Origin of the sequence: Corynebacterium choanae (genome assembly GCF_003813965.1) — a bacterium.
Taxonomy (GTDB): Bacteria; Actinomycetota; Actinomycetes; order Mycobacteriales; family Mycobacteriaceae; genus Corynebacterium; species Corynebacterium choanae.
This window is the reverse complement of record NZ_CP033896.1, coordinates 26,094-43,110: the sequence shown is the minus strand read 5'-3', so window position 1 is coordinate 43,110 and position 17,017 is coordinate 26,094. Positions and strand designations below refer to the sequence as shown.

12 protein-coding genes, 1 tRNA gene and 1 pseudogene are annotated in these 17,017 nt (G+C 57.5%); 6 read left to right on the top strand and 8 right to left on the bottom strand.

What is annotated here, in order from left to right; genetic code table 11:
• Nucleotides 1-67: 67 nt before the first annotated feature.
• The 8 genes and pseudogenes from crgA to CCHOA_RS00135 form a co-directional block, all read right to left on the bottom strand.
• Complete coding sequence (gene crgA, locus CCHOA_RS00170) at nt 68-331, bottom strand: cell division protein CrgA (RefSeq protein ID WP_123925595.1); 264 nt, start codon at nt 329-331, stop codon at nt 68-70.
• A 474-nt stretch (nt 332-805) separates the two neighbouring features.
• Nucleotides 806-2,854 (bottom strand): Stk1 family PASTA domain-containing Ser/Thr kinase, encoded by a 2,049-nt coding sequence (gene pknB / locus CCHOA_RS00165; protein ID WP_123930503.1) that lies wholly within the window; start codon nt 2,852-2,854, stop codon nt 806-808.
• Nucleotides 2,854-4,869 carry a serine/threonine-protein kinase gene (locus CCHOA_RS00160; RefSeq protein WP_123925592.1) on the bottom strand — a complete coding sequence of 672 codons (2,016 nt, stop codon included), beginning with the start codon at nt 4,867-4,869 and terminating at the stop codon, nt 2,854-2,856. The genes pknB and CCHOA_RS00160 overlap by 1 nt, the downstream gene beginning before the upstream one ends.
• A gap of 3 nt (nt 4,870-4,872) precedes the next feature.
• On the bottom strand, nt 4,873-6,336 hold the full coding sequence (locus CCHOA_RS00155; RefSeq protein ID WP_123925590.1) for a penicillin-binding transpeptidase domain-containing protein: 1,464 nt from the start codon (nt 6,334-6,336) through the stop codon (nt 4,873-4,875).
• Nucleotides 6,336-7,741: pseudogene (locus CCHOA_RS00150) on the bottom strand (FtsW/RodA/SpoVE family cell cycle protein). The gene CCHOA_RS00155 and the pseudogene CCHOA_RS00150 overlap by 1 nt, the downstream one beginning before the upstream one ends.
• A complete protein-coding gene (locus CCHOA_RS00145; RefSeq protein ID WP_206425799.1) occupies nt 7,738-9,378 on the bottom strand; it encodes a PP2C family protein-serine/threonine phosphatase in 1,641 nt (546 codons plus the stop codon). Before CCHOA_RS00145 ends, CCHOA_RS00150 begins: the two are co-directional and overlap by 4 nt.
• Nucleotides 9,375-9,827, bottom strand: coding sequence for an FHA domain-containing protein (locus tag CCHOA_RS00140; protein ID WP_123925588.1), 453 nt, complete (start codon nt 9,825-9,827; stop codon nt 9,375-9,377). The genes CCHOA_RS00145 and CCHOA_RS00140 overlap by 4 nt, the downstream gene beginning before the upstream one ends.
• A 405-nt stretch (nt 9,828-10,232) precedes the next feature.
• Entirely contained in the window at nt 10,233-11,411 is a 1,179-nt protein-coding gene (locus CCHOA_RS00135) for an FHA domain-containing protein (RefSeq protein WP_245992142.1), read from the bottom strand.
• Nucleotides 11,412-11,849: 438 nt separating this feature from the next.
• Between CCHOA_RS00135 and CCHOA_RS00130 the strand changes: the two genes are divergently transcribed.
• The 6 genes from CCHOA_RS00130 (at nt 11,850) to CCHOA_RS00105 (ending at nt 16,894) form a co-directional block, all read left to right on the top strand.
• Nucleotides 11,850-11,933 (top strand) — tRNA-Leu (locus CCHOA_RS00130).
• A 380-nt stretch (nt 11,934-12,313) separates the two neighbouring features.
• A complete protein-coding gene (locus CCHOA_RS00125) occupies nt 12,314-13,135 on the top strand; it encodes a glycosyltransferase family 2 protein (protein ID WP_123925584.1) in 822 nt (273 codons plus the stop codon).
• A 269-nt stretch (nt 13,136-13,404) separates the two neighbouring features.
• Nucleotides 13,405-15,105, top strand: coding sequence for a phytoene desaturase family protein (crtI, locus tag CCHOA_RS00120; RefSeq protein WP_123925582.1), 1,701 nt, complete (start codon nt 13,405-13,407; stop codon nt 15,103-15,105).
• A gap of 132 nt (nt 15,106-15,237) precedes the next feature.
• Nucleotides 15,238-15,612 (top strand): lycopene cyclase domain-containing protein, encoded by a 375-nt coding sequence (locus tag CCHOA_RS00115; RefSeq protein WP_123925580.1) that lies wholly within the window; start codon nt 15,238-15,240, stop codon nt 15,610-15,612.
• On the top strand, nt 15,609-15,935 hold the full coding sequence (locus CCHOA_RS00110; RefSeq protein ID WP_123925578.1) for a lycopene cyclase domain-containing protein: 327 nt from the start codon (nt 15,609-15,611) through the stop codon (nt 15,933-15,935). Before CCHOA_RS00115 ends, CCHOA_RS00110 begins: the two co-directional genes overlap by 4 nt.
• Nucleotides 15,936-16,009: 74 nt before the next feature.
• Complete coding sequence (locus CCHOA_RS00105; RefSeq protein ID WP_123925576.1) at nt 16,010-16,894, top strand: prenyltransferase; 885 nt, start codon at nt 16,010-16,012, stop codon at nt 16,892-16,894.
• The last annotated feature ends 123 nt before the right edge of the window (nt 16,895-17,017 follow it).

Here is a 17,017-nt window from a genome sequence, read left to right as displayed (position 1 = left end):
ACCGGTGCTGTGGCCGACAGCAGCCATGTGCCCCAGCCGACAGCTATTGCGTGTACCGGTGAGCGGGTTAACGCCAACCCATGGTCATCAGCAGACCAACAATTAGGAAAGCGAAACCGATCGCATAGTTCCACTGCGCTAATTCGGCCATGAATGGAATCGACGGACCGGCAAGATAGTTCACAACCAGCCACATCAACCCGAGCAGCATAAAGCCGAACATGAGCACCTTGTACCACATTGGGGTGCCAGAAGAGTTAATCTTCACCGGGGTACGGTTCACCGAACCGGTGGTGGGAATACTCGAACGGTTGACCTTTGACTTTGGCATAGCGTTTCCTTGCAATGACTCGTCGGCCTGGCAGGGTGATATGCCAACACGCCGACGATATGAATGATTGGTATTGTGCGGTAGTGCTCTAACAATACAGCCAACTTGCACACACCACTGCCGGGGGATCCTGCAGTGGTGGCACACCAGACCGATCAAGGTTGTGCCGGTCGTGGTAGATGGCGCATCGGAGCATGTAAAAACATTCGCTACCCTACCGCGCCTGGTGAAGAAACAAAAACCTTTCACGGTGGGATTTCCGCACCGACTGGCTTGGAAGCAACCCGCCAGATAGCCCCAGCCATGCACGGCAGGCCACCCGGCACAATGCCTCACCATCAGCGAAATATCTGTGGTGAAGCAGCCGTGCCGGCGCAGCCGCAGCAGCATTGGTGAAGTTACTGTTGGCAGCCGGGATGATTCGCGGATGGTTGTCAGCAAACAACCAGGGGTTGGCTACTATTGCTGCGCTCACTAGTTGATAAGCCCGGCAAGCGGATCAAAGTTTGCAACCTGAATATTGACCAGTGCATCGGCAAGGAGTTTGTCACCAGGTGCCGGGGTTTGGCCTTGTACCAGTCCAGAGTCGACTAGTGATCCAGTTTTCACTGGGGTTTCCGTCAGCGAGGTCGGGGGCGCAGTCCAACCGGCTGCACGCAGAGCCTGCTGGGCTTGCCCAGGGTTTAACCCGGTGAGGTCAGGCATGGTGATCATGTTGCCACGGGACACTTCAACAACGACGGTGGATCCGTGCGGGATTTCTTGGCCTTCATTCGCACACGACACCACCACCCCTTCCGGCTGGGGGGCGTCGACGAAACGAACCTCTGGGGTGAAGCCGGCGGCGGTGAGATTGGTTTGCGCCAAACTCCACTGCTGACCGGTAATTACCGGTACCCGTTCGGCTTTTTTACCTTTCGATACGGTGATCGTCACCTTCGAGCCCTTCGGAGCCATGTCGCCAGGGCGGGGCTGTTGGGTGATGATTCTTCCCTCTTCGATTTCGTCGTCGGATTCTTCCTTGACTTGGGTATCAAGTTTTAACCCGACAGCCTCCAACAACTCAGTGGCCTGTTTCGTGGTGCGGTCGGTGAGATTTGGAACCTCGGTTTCTTCCTGACCGCTGGACACATTCAATGTCACTGTGGAGCCACGCTGCAGCTTCGAACCAGGACCGGGGTTGGTATCAATCACATATCCCTTGGGGATTTCCGGATTGGCTGCCAGCTGGGTTTCGATTTTCAGCCCTAATGCCTCAAGTTGGGCGGTAGCTTCCATCTCGGAGGAGTTGGTGAGCTGTGGCACCGCAACAGTCGAGGGCTGACTGATTTGGTCTTCTTTCGCTAAATAGTCCCACACAAAGACTGCACCGGTAGCTATCACTGCCACCCCCAGCACAGCTGCGACAATCATCCACGCGATTGGCCGGGAACGCTGCTGCGAATCTTGGTTATTTGCGGCATGTTCCGGGCTGGGAGCTGGTTGCGCCTTCGCCGGTGGCGGCGGGGTTGGGGACACCGGTGGTGCGGTGGCAGCTACCGGTGCTGGCGCCACCGGAGCGACCGGTTCACCATGCTGATCATCCTTATAGGCAGGAATAACAGTGGTTTGTTCCCCGTCGGCCAACGATTCGGTTGGGGGGGTAACCAGATGGGATTTCGCCGCATGGCTCACCGCGTTGCGGCTGACCAATTCTAGATCTTGGGCGAATTCCCGCGCGGACTGGTAGCGATCAGCGGGATTTTTCGCCATCGCGGTGAGCACAACTGCATCGATATTGACTGCCTCTGTGGGGGTGAGGCCGGCGATTAATGTCGACGGTGCCGGTGGGTTGTCTTGCACATGTTGGAAGGCCACAGCAAACGGCGATTCCCCTTCAAACGGAGGTTTCGCGGTGACGGTTTCGTAGAGCACACAGCCCAAGGCGTACACATCTGAGCGGGCATCAGCCGATTTTCCACGGGCTTGTTCCGGGGAAAGATATTGTGCAGTGCCAATCACTGCAGAGGTTTGCGTCATCGATGTGGCCGCATCCCCTATTGCCCGGGCAATACCAAAGTCCATGATTTTCACCGCGCCAGTGTTGGTGATCATGATGTTGGCAGGTTTCACGTCCCGGTGAATAATGCCTGCCTCATGGGAATGCTGCAGTGCTTCGCACACCGGTAAAAGGATTCGTGCAGCTTCTGGTGGCGAGAGTGGACCGTCTTGGCGAACGATTTCCCGCAGGGTGCGGCCATGTACCCGTTCCATCACAATGTAGGGTACGGTCACCCCACCGATGACGGTTTCGCCAGTGTCGTACACCTGCACGATTGCGCCATGGTTGAGCCGGGCAGCGTTTTGTGCTTCTCGGCGGAATCGTTCCCGGAAGGTGGTGTCGTGCGCGAGATTGGCTCGCATCATTTTGACAGCCACTTCACGCCCGAGAAGCGTATCGGTGGTGGCATACACATCCGACATACCGCCGGTGCCGATGATCGTGCCGAGCTCATAGCGGTCGGCGAGAAGATCTGCGGTCATCATCGCTCCTTTAACGAAGTCTGTCGAATGGTGGGAATTGGGTTAAGCGTACGGGGTGCTGCAACAGTGATGGAATTTATCGCTGTGGGGTGCCCCAGTGTCGTACACAGGCTTGCTGCCCCACCGGGGGATAAACCTGCCGGAATAGTAGCAGTGTGATGGAATACCCGCGAGATCACAGCCACACCGCTGTTGGAACCGGAACAGTTTTCGGCGCGTGAAACGCGGGTTCCGATAGTGCCGGTGGTTGTGCGCGGGGTGATTCCGGCAGCGTTGCCGGTGGTGTTGGTGTCTCCGGCGGACTGTTCCCCGGCGGTGGTTTTGCTGGGTTTCGTACTGCCACTATCAGTGCCGCTGGGCTTTCCCGTCGAGGTACCACCAGTGGTACCGCTGGTATTGCCGCTACCAGTGGTGGTGCCGCTGGCACCACTGTCAGCCGCACCCGGTTTGTCAGCTGGTTGCGTGGTTGGCTGTGCGGGCGGATTGGTGGTGGTGGGTTTCGAATTACCTGCCGGTGGTTGCGGTTTCGACGAAGTGGGTGTGCTGGTGGCAGGTTTTTCTGCCGGCCGCCCTGTGCCGTCAGTGACCGCAGGTCGAGTGTTGTCCTCGTCCGGGGTGGACACGGTAGTGGTGGCGGTGACAGTGGTGGTGCGTTCCGCCGGTTTGGCAGGATTGGTAGGCGCACTATTGGTTGGTGCTACCGGTGCCACTGGCGCTACTGGCGCAGGTGCAGTGCCGTTAGCAGGATCGGATTCTGACGCAGGGGACTGTTCCACGGTGGTTGATGGCAGCGGTGGGGTGGATTGTTCAGTGCTGGCATACCAGGCGATTGCCACCCCAATTCCTAGGGCACACACGCCCAGTAAGCCCAGCCCGAAGCCGATGATTTTGCCTTTACCGGATCGGGCGGTGGCAGATGCTGCTACTGGACGGGAAGCTGCCTGCCCTGTGTGCGTGGCAGTGGTTGCACCTCGTCCCGGTGCAGACCGCCCAATAGAAGTGGCTGCTGTGGCCGGCGGTTTGCTCCCCTGCCGCTGCGCGGTGGTGGACTGCCGGCCAGGTTGTGACGCGGCGATGCCGGCCACCTTGGAATGGTCATCGACGGCACCGGTGCCCAGACTGGGGGGCACATGTGCCGGTTGGGGGGCACGCCGCCCGGCGGCTACTGTCGCAATGGCCTGCGCGAATTCTTGACCGTTTCGGTAGCGGCGGTGCGGATCTTTGCGCAGCGCAATGCCGACAAGTTCCCGGGTGTTCGTGCTCACAGATGCCGGCAGTTGCGGGGTGGGGGTGTTGATGTGGGCGATTGCCACACTCACATGGCTATCCCCGTCAAAGGGACGTTGACCGCTGAGCAGTTCATAGCCGACCACCCCGAGGGAGTAAATGTCGCTGGCACAGTCCACATCGTGGCCTTGCGCCTGTTCGGGGGAAACATATTGGGCGGTTCCCACAACCATGCCGGTGCGGGTGAGCGGTACAGCGGCGGCGGCTTTCGCAATCCCGAAGTCGGTAATTTTCACGATTCCGTCATCGGTGATGAGGAGATTGCCTGGTTTGATGTCGCGATGCACCAGGCCGCGGGCATGAATTTCGCCGAGGCCGTCAGCAGCCTGGTGCAAAATCCGCAGCCCGAGAGTTTCCGGCAGGGCGCCACGCTGCGCGATAAGGTCAGCTACTGATTGGCCGTGCACATATTCCATTACGATGTAGCAAAATATGGTGCCGCCGGTGCCGGTGAATTCCCGATAGTCGTAGGTTGCCACAATGTGGGGCGAGTTGAGTTCGCGGGCGGTTTGCGCCTCATTGCGGAAACGAGTGAGGAATTCGTGGTTGGAGGAGAATTCGGTGCGCAAAATTTTCAATGCCACCGGCCGTTGATGGGCAACATCGTCGGCGAGCCACACCGTCGACATGCCGCCTTCGCCGATTACCCGCTGCAGCTGATAGTCGGCGCCGATAAGCTGCTGCAAGGAGTCGCGAACCGGATCCAGATTCGGGTCAGGGATGTGCATGGTTTACTGCCCTGCCTTCCGGGCAACTGCGGCAGCCGCCGCATCAAGGACCAGCCGACCAATGGGGGCGGCAACTGTTGCCCCAGTGGCGGCCTGGCCAAGGTTGCCGCCGTTTTCCACGAGTACCGCGACGGCCACATCCCGGTCGGGCATAAACGCGATATACCAAGTGTGTGGCGCTGATTCCCGCGAGTTTGCCCCATGTTCGGCGGTACCTGTTTTCGAAGCAATATCTGCCCGGCCGCCGGAATACTGTTCGCTGCCACGCATCAGTTCGGTGAGCTGGTCAGCGACTGGTTTCGTAATAGGGGTGGCAAGTTCTTTCGGACTGGCGGTGGCGATTGCCTCTAAATTCGGTCCGGTTACCCGGGACACCAACTGTGGCGCCATTCGCACGCCCCCGTTGGCGACGGTAGCTGCCACCATCGCGTTTTCTAACACAGTCATGGTGACATCATGTTGCCCGATAGCGGATTGGGCGCGCACCGAAGCGTCGTGGACGTCGCCGATAGTTCCAGCGGCGGTAGGTACCGCCAGCTGGTAGGCGTCGGTGGTGCCGAAGCCTTGCGCCATTGTGGCGAAATCTTCCGCCGACAGATTCGCCCCGATTTCGGCGAATGCAGTGTTACAGCTTTGGGCGAATGCCACTGCCACAGTTGTGGTGCCGCCACCAGCGCACACACTGCCGCCATAGTTTTCCAAGGTGACATTTGTGCCAGGCAGGGTGATCTGTGGGGCGGCAGTCACCGGTGACTGCGGGTTGATTAATCCGGCTGTGAGCGCCGCCGCAGTGGTAATCACTTTAAATGTCGACCCGGGTGGCAGCGGGTTTTGGGTGGCATGGTTCAGCAGTGGTTTGCCGGCATCATCTTGTGCTAGCAGCTCATTCCAATAGCCTTCCGCAGTGTCATTATCGGCTAGTGGCGCCGGGCTGAAACTTGGCGTGGAAACCATCGCAAGGATCTCCCCGGTGGAGGGGCGAACCGCCACCACACCCCCGGTGTAGCCTTGCTCAGTCATCGCCTGATAGGCGGTGCGCTGGGTAGCTGGATCCAGCGTTAATTCCACACTGGCGCCACGGTGAGGTCCGTCGGAAAACAGCTGAGTCAACGTGGAAATATTTACTGCAAGATCGGTGCCTGCAAGCTGTGCGTTGCGGGATTGTTCTACCCCGGAGAGTCCATAAATATCTGATGCATAGCCGATAACCGGACCGAAAACGGCCGGATCATCCCCATAGACGCGGCGATAGAATCCGTCGGCGCCTGGCACGCTTTTCGCGAGCACTTCCCCACCGGCGGTGATCATCCCACGTTCGGTGGATTTCAGCTGATAGGTGACGCGTTTATTGCGTGCATCAGTTGAGAGTTCCGTATGGTCAACCACTTGGATTCGGGTCAGATTGGCGATGAGCACCAGCGGCAGCAGCAACGCGAGGATGGCAACAACTCTTATTGATCGGTTCATCAGGCCGGCACCTCCCCGGCGCGGGCGGCAGCCAACTCTTGTGCGGCAGCAACCGGCAGGGATGCCGGTTGGTCGGGGGCGGCGATCTGTTCCAAATTGGAGGCGGCAGAAATCCGCACCAGCAGTGCGATGAGCATATAGTTTGCCATCAACGAGGAGCCACCCGCGGAGATAAACGGGGTGGTCAAACCAGTCATTGGCAGCAGGGAGGAGATCCCGGCAACGACGGTAAAAATTTGGATCATCATGGTCATTGCCAGGCCGCTGGCGGCAAGTTTGCCGAAGGAATCCTGTGTGACCAGGGCGATCTGCATGCCACGGGTGACGATCACGGTAAACAGCATGATTAATGCGGCTACCCCGATCAGACCGATCTCTTCACCGAAGGCCGCCAAAATATAGTCACTGTGGGCGACTGGCACGAGTTGTGGATAGCCACGTCCTAAACCGGTGCCGGTGAGTCCCCGTCCGCCCAGGCGAAGAGTGCCTGGGAGGGCTGGAAACCTGCCCCGTCGAAGTCCGCGAGCGGGTTGATCGTGTTGGCGACACGGGTTTGGATTTTCGCCGAGATGAGATACAGAATCGGCGCACCAATGGCGATAAGTAGACCGCCGATCATGATCCAGGAGATGCGTGATGTTGCCATGTACAGCATGAGCAGCACCGTGCCAAAGAGCAGCAGGACTGGTCCGAAGTCGTTTTCTGCTGCCATTACCCCCATGGCAATAAACCACACAGCAACGATCTGGGCGATGTCCCGCCAGCGGGGAAAGATGATCCCGAAGCGTTTCGTGCCAGCGATGGTAAATAGTTGCCGTTTGTCGGCGAGGAGTTTCGCAAAGAATAAGATGAGCAGAATTTTGGCGAATTCGCCTGGCTGTACAGACAGGCTGCCGATGCTGATCCAGATTTTTGCTTCTTCCACAGCTTCTGGTCGACCGAATGGCCAGATCACCGGCAGCACCAGCAGGAACAGTCCTGCTGCGCCGAGCAGATATGAGTAGCGGGACAGCCGCCGATGGTCGCGGACGAGCAGGAGCACTGCACCGAAAACGACAAGGGAAATAATGGTGAGTTTCACCTGGTTGTGGGCGAGGGAAAGTTCGGAACCGGCTTGTTGTCGGGCATAGTCAAGCCGCCCAATCATGACAATGCCTAGCCCGTTGAGGAGCAGCACACAGGGCACAATCACCTGATCGGCGGTGGGTGCGGTCACTGCGATAAAGACGTGTATGACTACGCAAACCACTGCTGCGATCACTATCGGAATCCAGGTTTCTGGGGCGAAGGTGGCACCGGTGGTGGCGCCGGCAACAGCGGCATGAGCTAAAGCGACGACGACGAGTCCTGCCAGCATCAGCAGTGCTTCAGTGCGGCGTGCCCGCAAGCATTCCAACAGACTCATCGAACCGTGTCACCGGCCTTTCGACAATCCACCCCAGGTTGGGTGCGATCCCCATCCCGACCACGGGCTGTCGTCGATGACGAAGAGGTGGCCGAGGTGGACGCTGCAACTGAGGAGGAGTCACTGGCGGTTGTTGCCGCAGTGGTTGACGGTGTTGCGGTGGAAGATGTAGCCGTGGTCGACGCGGAAGTGCTCGCTGTTTTCGACTGGTCTGCCGCAGCAGCTTTATCGGATTTGTCTTCGGCAGCGGCGTTCGTCTCATCGGTGCGGGTCACACACAGCGGCAGTGCCCGGGAGGCGAGCCATTGCACTTGGCCGACGATTTCGTCATAGGTGCCGGCGGTAAGTCCAGCGATTTTCTCCCGGTCGGCAGGCTGGAGATCATCGCGGGTAAAAAGTACGCACCCTTCCGGCAGAAGAGTGTTGTTTTCCACTGCTGCAACTTCGGTGAGGGAAACTCGATCATTGTCGTCCAAACAGGTTGCCTGGTATGGACTAAAAAAGTCGTGTCCGAAGAGGGATAGCTGCACACCTTGCTGCACCATCACCACCCCATCGTCGTTGGTGGTGACAAAATATTGGTCTTTCACCTGAGTGTTCACCCACCAGCCGGTGGCAGTCACCCCAAGCAGCACAACCGCTAATACCAGTGCTAATATCATCGGCCAGCTGCGGCGACGTCGTTTCGCTGTGTCTGAACCGGCGGTTAACTGCTGTGGCTGGCTGCCTGCTGTGGCGTCGGTGGTAGCGGCGGCGGCAGGTGTCCGGCCGGGCGCCGCACCCGGGGTTGCCGCGTTACCGGCAGTCATCACTGCAGCCCGCCCAGCCGCAGTATCAGGCCGGGCTTTTTCAGGTTCGTCGGCATTTAACGCACCAGCTGTTACCGGGGTCACCGGCAGCGGATGGTCGCCGGGGATGTCCGCATCCACAATATCGGCGACAACCACGGTGACATTGTCCGGTCCACCGGAGCGCAATGCTAACTCCACCAGCCGGTCACAGGCCGCCTGCGGGGTGGCAGCATTGTGTAGTGCTTCTTCAATGGTGGATGCCGACACCGGGTCGGTGAGCCCATCGGAACACAACAAATACCGATCCCCAACCTGGGGCGTCATCGTCTCCAGGTGGGGTTCAACTGCCCGCCCGTCATAGGCTTTCAACAACAGGGATCGCCGCGGATGTGTGGACACATCCTCCGGTTGAATCTCGCCACGCTGCACCATTTGCTGCACGAGCGTGTCATCGACGGTGATCTGGGTGAGTTTTCCTTCCCGCAGACGGAATCCGCGGGAATCACCCACATGGATCAATCCCAGCTGGCTGCCATTAGACATCAGCGCTGTCAACGTCGTCCCCATGCCGTTGGTTTGCGGATTTGCCCGCACATGTCGGGCAATCGCCCGGGAGCCGTCATCAGCGACGCTACCCAGCAGCGCCAACATGTCATTATCTTCCGGATCGGCGTCAAGTACCCGCAGCTTATTAATCATCAGCTGGCTGGCAACTTCACCAGCGGCATGACCGCCCATCCCATCAGCTAAGGCGATAAGATGCGGCCCGGCATAGGCAGAATCCTCATTATTTCCGCGTACCAAACCCCGATCGGAGCAAATCGCATAATCAAAACGCAAACTCACGGCATCAACCTCACGATCGACTGGCCAATAGTGATGTCGTCGCCAACACCTACTGGTTCAGGTTCAGTAATCTTACGACCCCCCACCAGCGTGCCGTTGCGGGATTCGAGATCCTCCACATACCAGCCACCAGCAGTAGTAAACAGCCGTGCATGGGTTTTCGTCGCATAGTCGTCACCCAAATCGACGGTGGAATCCGCCCCGCGACCAAGCGTCAACGACGATAACCCGGACATGTCAAACACCATATTGGTGCGCGGCCCGGAAACAATCAGCAGCGACGTTGCCTGCTGTTTGTCCCGTCCACGCAGCTTTTTCACCGGCCGAGCACTAGCCGGATCAACGCTGCGCACCGCTACATACATGGACTTCACCACGAGCAGCACAACGAGCCACAGTGCGACAAGCAGCGCAATCCGCAGGCCGACGAGCACAATATTGGATTCCATGGGTTATATCTTCTCCGACGGGGTACTGACGTAGATGAAAGTGCACGCATCACGTTCGCGGGCGATGATCAGCTTCACGAAACGATGGTGAAAACGTATCTATAGCCGCTGTTGATCATAATTATCTTCCAGTTAAGCACGCTACGCTGCCAGGCGGAATTACTGCAGCTGGCAATCACCTGTCACTCACACCACGTTAAAAGCAGCATTGTGCAGCAAACCGGCAGGTTTTGTCATCTTCCATCCCATCGGCAGCAGCAGACAGTCCCACCACGGTGAGTAAACAACTACGAATCTGGCAACAGGTTCATAGTGTCATGAGACCGCAGCGAAGCCCCATCGGTTGTTTGCTGTGACGCGTACAACACTAGAAGGTGTGCCAAGTCCGCACCTCCGACACATTTGTTACTGTTGCCCGCCGGTGATACGTACCTCTATATAAGAATGCCCAATAGTGATGACGTCACCATCGGCAAGCAGCCAATTATCAATGGGAACATCACCGACCAGGGTGCCGTTGGTGGACTGGAGATCGACAAGCACCGCATCGATACCGTCCCAGATAATTTCCGCATGCCGCCTAGACACACCAGTGTCAGGTAGTCGGAAATCGGCATCGCTGCCACGGCCGATAATATTTGAGCCTTCCATGACCAGATAGCTGCGGGAAGAACCATCCTGCAGCAGCAATGTCACAGTTGGTGGCTGATAGTGCGGCTCGGAATACTCTTCGGTGCGTGAGAAAGCTGTTGTTTTCGCATCCATATTCGCGGCAGCAACCCCATAGCCACCTGCGGCACCTGCTGTTCCGGCCGTTAGGGCAGCAAACTCATCCCAGTTCACATCCTGTTGAGTAGGCGATGCTGCATGCTGCTGGCCTGCTACCGGTGATGATTCTTGCGGAGTTGCTGTGGTAGATCCCATCTCCCCTGCCGCGCTGTGATCTGCAGCGGGTTGTCCCCAGCTCGAATCAACATAGGGTTGCGCATCAGGAGACCTGTGCGGCTGCGGCCGGTATGCTCCTGCAGCTGAGTCAGGTGTCTTCACCGTTTCGACCATTGGCACCTTTGACGCCCCTGCGTCACTATCGACTGTCGCCGGCATACCACCGTTGGCCGCAATATAGCTGCTCGGTGTGGTTGGTGATGACATCACCGCTGATGCACAATTCAACTGCCCGGTGCGCAACGAGGAATCTTCCACAATGGTGACCGTCACCGGCCCTTGCAGCTGCCACCCCTGGGAGCGTGCAAACCGGGTGAGCATGTCAGCTGCATTAGCTGGTAGTTTGCTGTTTTCCTGCGACAGGTGGGCAAAATCTTTCCCACTCACCCGGGCAGTGAAACTATTTGGTGCCTGATCAACCACTGCATCATCAACTTGGGTGCCCGGCTGTTGCGTGATGTTTTCTTCCATCTCGCCGCGCAGTGTCTGCTCAATTTCGCTGGCAACCAGCTTCCCCCCAAGGAAGAACGCAAACGAGTTATTGAGACCGCGCTGCAGTTTCCCGTCTAGCTTGTGTAACGAATCATCAATGCGGGCGAATTTATCCCCTAGCGACATGGTGACTGTCACTCCTTTCAAAAACAACAGCGCACGAAGCGGTAGTGCGCCCGCAAGTCAGGTGGGAACTTCACCCGCAGGCGCCAAGTACACCGATCAAGATATAACCGGCAGCCAAGAAAGACATCCCATGCTGCTAATTGAACACAACGAGCAGATATCTTTTGCGTGACGACGCCCTCCTGACAGCAGATAAGAGGCCGGTGCCGTGGCAAGCGACTCAGGCGATCTTGCCCACAAAAACTTCGAGAGCATAGAGACGTATGGTGATATTTCCACACGCGGCACCTAAAACCAACACCTTAGGGCGTGTTCCACAGTGAACTTCCGCCACAGTATCTGGCACAGCAGAAAAGAAAGCCAGCTCCGATGTCGCCTTTCACCTGCCGATTTGTAGTGAAGGCAAGCTGGCGTGCTAGAGTCATAAATCGCTGAAACAAATTAGCGTGTTTCCCCCTCGGGCGAGTGGCGGAATGGTAGACGCGCTGGCTTCAGGTGCCAGTGTCCTTATAGGACGTGGGGGTTCAAGTCCCCCTTCGCCCACAATATGAAACCCCCGCAAGAATAATCTTGCGGGGGTTTCGCGTTGTCAGCATATGCGGGGCGGATTCTAGTGATCATTGCAACACTTACCTATCAGGGGCGGATTCTCGTGGTCGTCGCACTAGTTTCAGTTGAGTAGTTTGGCGAAGCATTGAGCAGTGGTGCAATGTCCTGTACGGGCAGCTAGCCCCCGGTGCAAGGTTGCTCTGGACGACCAACACCGTACCCTGGAAAGCACAGCACTATTGGCACCGCTGTTGATCGTGCTTGTTGCTGTTGTTCTAGGTGTGCTGGTTTTTCTAGGTTTTATCCGTCCTGCTCATACTCCCCGCGGCGTCACGCATAGCTGTGCCGTAGCCGTTTTTTCGAGGATTTTTTCTATGCCCACTTCTTGCGCTTACACCCCGTCCCGTCGGCTATCGGTCGTTATCCCCTGCCTGAACGATGCAGCCTTATTAGAAACCTGTTTGCAGGCCTTTGCTCAACAGCAGGTGCCTGCCGATGAAATCATCGTGGTTGATAACGGCTCAACTGATCATTCTGCGCAGGTCGCGAAGCGTTTCGGGGCAACAGTTGTGAACGAGCCGCGACGGGGAATCACTTTTGCCACAAAGACTGGTTTTGATGCAGCCTCCGGCGATGTGCTGTTGCGTACCGACACCGATGTGGTGCCGGCACCAGATTTTGTGTTACGCCTGCACCAGGCGTGGGATTTCGTTGCTGCGACTGCGGCAGCTGATCCGGCCGGCCGCACGGTGGTTGGGGTAACCGGTGATGGTAGGTTTCTGCTGCCCGGGTGGCGGGGAAAGTTGGCGACCAACGCCTATATGGGTGCCTATCGCAAAGCAGTCGGCTTTGCCCTTGGCCATCAGCCGCTGTTTGGCACCAACTATTGTCTGACGCGGGCGTTTTGGACACGGGTGTCCACCGAAGTGGATTTCACCGATACCGAGGTGCATGAAGATATGCATATCTCATTTGCAGTTCGCCCCGATGAGACGGTGTGGGTGCAGCATGATTTGGTGTTGCCAATGGATGCCCGGGCACTTGTTGGTAGCAAACAGGTTGTGCGCCGCTTTGCCCGGGGGATGCACACCATTGTGGTGAATTGGCGCAAGCAGGCACCGTGGGTGCGTCTTGCGGAGCGTGGGGTGCTCCCTGATGCGGTTGCCGAGCAGGTTCGTTCATCTGCGATGAAATAGGAGATTGCCCACATCTGTGACCGGGCTGTCTGTATAAATATCCTGCTTATAGCGCAGATTCCCAGGTGCTGTTGGTGTGCGTGCCGCGGTCTACGGCGAACTGATGTGTACCCTCAGGGGCAGTGCTGACGATCGCCGCTACCGCTATTGGCGCCGATCGCCGCGGGGTATTGCACAGCGAACCATATACTCCCCAGCAGTGTTTGCATGATTCTTCGTTCTGTTTCGTTCGTTTCTTTTTTGCATAGTTCTAGGTGAGGTTTTCCACTATGGCGCGCACGCCGAATCGTTTCTCTGCTTCGCTTCCTTCTTCCGTGGTGGTCATTGGTGCTGGTGCTGCTGGGCTGGCCACGGCTTGTCTGCTGGCAAAAAGTGGCATCAAGGTCACCGTTGTTGACCGAATTGAGAAGGTGGGCGGCCGAGCTTTTTCCATGACGAAAGACGATGCGGAAGGGTTCCGCTGGGATGCAGGTCCTTCCTGGTATCTCATGCCGGATGCGTTCGATCATTTTTATGCCATGATGGGCACCTCTACCGATGAGCAGTTGCATTTGAAAATGCTTGATCCGGCATATCGCCTGTATCCGGAAGGTGCCGCAAAGGTTGATGTGCCGCACGGCCGACAGGCTGCCGTGGAGTTGTTCGAGTCCATCGAACCAGGTGCCGGGCAAAAACTTGACGAATATCTCACCTCGGCGGCTGACGCCTACGACATTGCGGTGCGGCGTTTTCTCTACACCACGTTTACCTCGCTGCGGGAGATTGTGACCAGCGAAGTGGTGCGGAAGTCGCCAATACTTTATCGGCTGCTCACCGAGTCGATGGAGTCATTTGCGAAGCGGTTTGTCTCCGATGTGCGACTGCAGCAGATTCTCACCTATCCGGCAGTGTTCCTTTCCAGCGAACCGTCGAAGGCTCCCAGCTTGTATCACCTGATGAGCCATGCTGATTTGACCCAAGGTGTGCGTTATCCGGTGGGTGGGTTCACTGCGGTGATGGAGTCGATGGAACGTCTGGCACAGGATTGCGGGGCGGAGTTTCTCCTCAACACGGAAGTGTTAGCGATTACTACCGAATCGACAGCAGCACCGACCCCTGCACCGGTGCAAAAACTCGCTAATGTGCTCTCTGCCCTGCCAGGACCGCAAGCAAATCTGCGGCGACCAGTTGCGAAAGCAACCGGGGTGACGGTACGGAATCCGGATGGTTCCGTTACGACGATCACCGCCGACGCGGTGGTTTCTTGTGCTGATTTACACCACACGGAAACGGCACTGTTACCTAGCGATTTACGCACCTATCCGGAGCGGACTTGGGGCAAGCGTGATCCAGGTCCTTCAACGGTGCTGGTGTATCTCGGGGTGAAGGGTGAGTTGCCGGAGCTGGCACATCATACGTTGCTGTTTAGCCGGGATTGGGATAACGATTTTCAAGTGGTGTATGACCGGGTGACTGGCGGGAAGCTGCCACGCAGCGAGTCGATCTATATTTCCTGTCCATCAAAGTCGGATCCGGATGTGGCTCCCGCTGGGCATGAGAATCTGTTTGTGCTTATCCCGGTGCCAGCTGATCCGAATCTTGGCCGCGGTTCGGCGTTTTCTGATCAGCCGTCGCCGCTGGTGGAATCGATTGCTGATGCAGCAATTGAGCAGATTGCTACCTGGTGTGGGATCGACGATCTGCAGGATCGTATTGTTGCCCGCTATACGGCAGGACCTGCGGACTTTGCCGAGCGATATCACGCGTTCCGCGGCGGGTCGATTGGACCTGCACACACGCTGTTCCAGTCGGCGTTTTTCCGTGGTACGAACCAATCGGCGCTGGTCGATGACTTGTATTATGCGGGTGCGACGACTGCTCCCGGGGTGGGTATTCCAATGTGTTTGATCTCTGCGGAAAATGTGGTGAAGCGGCTGCGCGGGGATCGTACCCCGGATCGGTTAGAAGAACCACTGCGCCCGCTGCGCTAACGCCCTGCCGCCGCGGACAGGCAAGGTGCATTGGAATGCAGCTAGCTGCACCAGATACCCTGCTGTTGCTCAAGAGAGGGTAGGGTGTCGTTGCATGTCGATGCGCCACATTCAGCGGAAAGGAGCCACCGTATGCACTTGTGGTATTTAGCGATGCTCGTTGGTTCGCTGTTCGCAATGGGACTGTGTGATTTCCGGTGGAAGCTCACCTTCTTTCAACACCCCAAACGGGCAGCCGCAATCATCGGTGGCATGCTCATAGGTTTTCTGCTGTGGGATGCTGCCGGTATTGCCACCGGGGTGTTCTTCCGCGGGGATTCGCCGTATATGACTGGCATTGAACTCTTCCCCGAGATGCCCCTTGAGGAACCGATCTTTTTGATCTTCCTCACGTATTTAACGCTGAACCTCACCGGGCTGATGCGGCTGCTAGTGACTCCCTGGGATGAACTCAATCCGCCTGCTACCAGGAGTGATTCCGCCCAGCCAGGACGGGTAGTGCAATGACCTATTTACTCATTAGTGTGCCTTTCCTGCTCGTTGCGGCAGCGGTGTGGCTTATCGGCTACCGGCGCCTTGTGCCCCTACAGCGGCGCCGATATCGCCAGGTCACTGGCCTGGTGATGCTCATTTTGGTGGTACTGACCACGATCTTTGACAATCTCATGATCGCCTCTGGTCTGGTCGGATACCATCCAGCGAACAATAGTGGGCTCACAATCGGCTTCATGCCGATTGAGGATCTCACCTATTCGATTGCTGTTGCCCTGGTGGTTCCCGCATTGTGGCCGCACACTGGTCGTCCGGCTACACCGACCCGCAAACTGTAGGGTGGGCTCGTCACTGCGACGTTGTTTGTCTGCCCTTTGTTCTCACAGCACAATCCGAAAAGGTGGTGGCCTTCATGGTTGCTTCTTCCGCCCGTGTAACCCACCCGTGGCTGTTGGTGCTCGGCGCATCGCGGCCAATTAGCTGGGTGAATACCGCGTTTCCGTTTGCCGCCGCCTATCTGCTCAGCGGCGGCGGGTTTGATTGGCGACTCGTTATCGGGACCGTATTTTTCCTCATCCCCTACAACATCGCCATGTACGGCATCAATGATGTGTTCGACTACGAGTCGGATATCCGCAACCCGCGCAAAGGCGGCGTTGAGGGCACGGTCATCCCGAAGTCGGCTCACCGGCTTTTGTTGCGCGCCTCGTGGGTGACCACCCTGCCATTTCTTGTCGTGCTGTTGTTTGCGGGTACCGCAACTTCCGCGGTGTGGCTATTGATCAGTGCGTTTATGGTGGTTGCCTATTCGATGAAGGGGCTGCGGTTTAAAGAGATTCCCTTCCTTGATTCGATTACCTCGTCGGCGCACTTTGTCACCCCTGCGCTAGTGGGCGCGACAATGACAGGTCAGCCGCTTGGCGGCTGGTTTATTGCCGCGTTGGTGAGTTTCTTCTTTTGGGGGATGGCATCCCACGCCTTGGGTGCTATTCAAGATGTGACCAGTGACCGGGCGGCGGGGCTTGCCTCTATTGCAACCGTGCTCGGGGCGGCGAAAACTGCGCTGGTTACGACCGTGTGGTACGTGCTCGCTGTGGTCATTGTGGCGTTGTGCCCGTGGCCGTCGCAGATTGTCGCTTTAGCAATCACCCCCTATGCGCTCAACGCGGCGCGGTTTATTGGTCTTACTGATCGGCAGTGTAGCAGGGCCAGGGGCGGCTGGCAGTTCTTCTTGTACTACAACTTTGTTGCCGGTTCGATTATTACCATCACCATGCTGGCTGTGGTGCTGCGCTAACTTCTCTTTTGCTACCCGCAGTCACAGTCACAAAGCCACCGTCACAAAGCCTCGGTTACATAGTCACCGTCACGAAGCTACGGTGATAAACGGACTGTCATCGGCACTACTGCACGTCACCAA

Excerpts from the sequence above, each read along its gene's own strand:
- crgA (WP_123925595.1), bottom strand. The coding sequence starts at position 331 with ATGCCAAAGTCAAAGGTCAACCGTTCGAGTATTCCCACCACCGGTTCG.
- CCHOA_RS00140 (WP_123925588.1), bottom strand. The coding sequence starts at position 9,827 with ATGGAATCCAATATTGTGCTCGTCGGCCTGCGGATTGCGCTGCTTGTC.
- pknB (WP_123930503.1), bottom strand. The coding sequence starts at position 2,854 with ATGACCGCAGATCTTCTCGCCGACCGCTATGAGCTCGGCACGATCATC.
- CCHOA_RS00105 (WP_123925576.1), top strand. The coding sequence starts at position 16,010 with ATGGTTGCTTCTTCCGCCCGTGTAACCCACCCGTGGCTGTTGGTGCTC.
- crtI (WP_123925582.1), top strand. The coding sequence starts at position 13,405 with ATGGCGCGCACGCCGAATCGTTTCTCTGCTTCGCTTCCTTCTTCCGTG.
- CCHOA_RS00125 (WP_123925584.1), top strand. The coding sequence starts at position 12,314 with ATGCCCACTTCTTGCGCTTACACCCCGTCCCGTCGGCTATCGGTCGTT.
- CCHOA_RS00160 (WP_123925592.1), bottom strand. The coding sequence starts at position 4,869 with ATGCACATCCCTGACCCGAATCTGGATCCGGTTCGCGACTCCTTGCAG.
- CCHOA_RS00110 (WP_123925578.1), top strand. The coding sequence starts at position 15,609 with ATGACCTATTTACTCATTAGTGTGCCTTTCCTGCTCGTTGCGGCAGCG.
- CCHOA_RS00155 (WP_123925590.1), bottom strand. The coding sequence starts at position 6,336 with ATGAACCGATCAATAAGAGTTGTTGCCATCCTCGCGTTGCTGCTGCCG.
- CCHOA_RS00115 (WP_123925580.1), top strand. The coding sequence starts at position 15,238 with ATGCACTTGTGGTATTTAGCGATGCTCGTTGGTTCGCTGTTCGCAATG.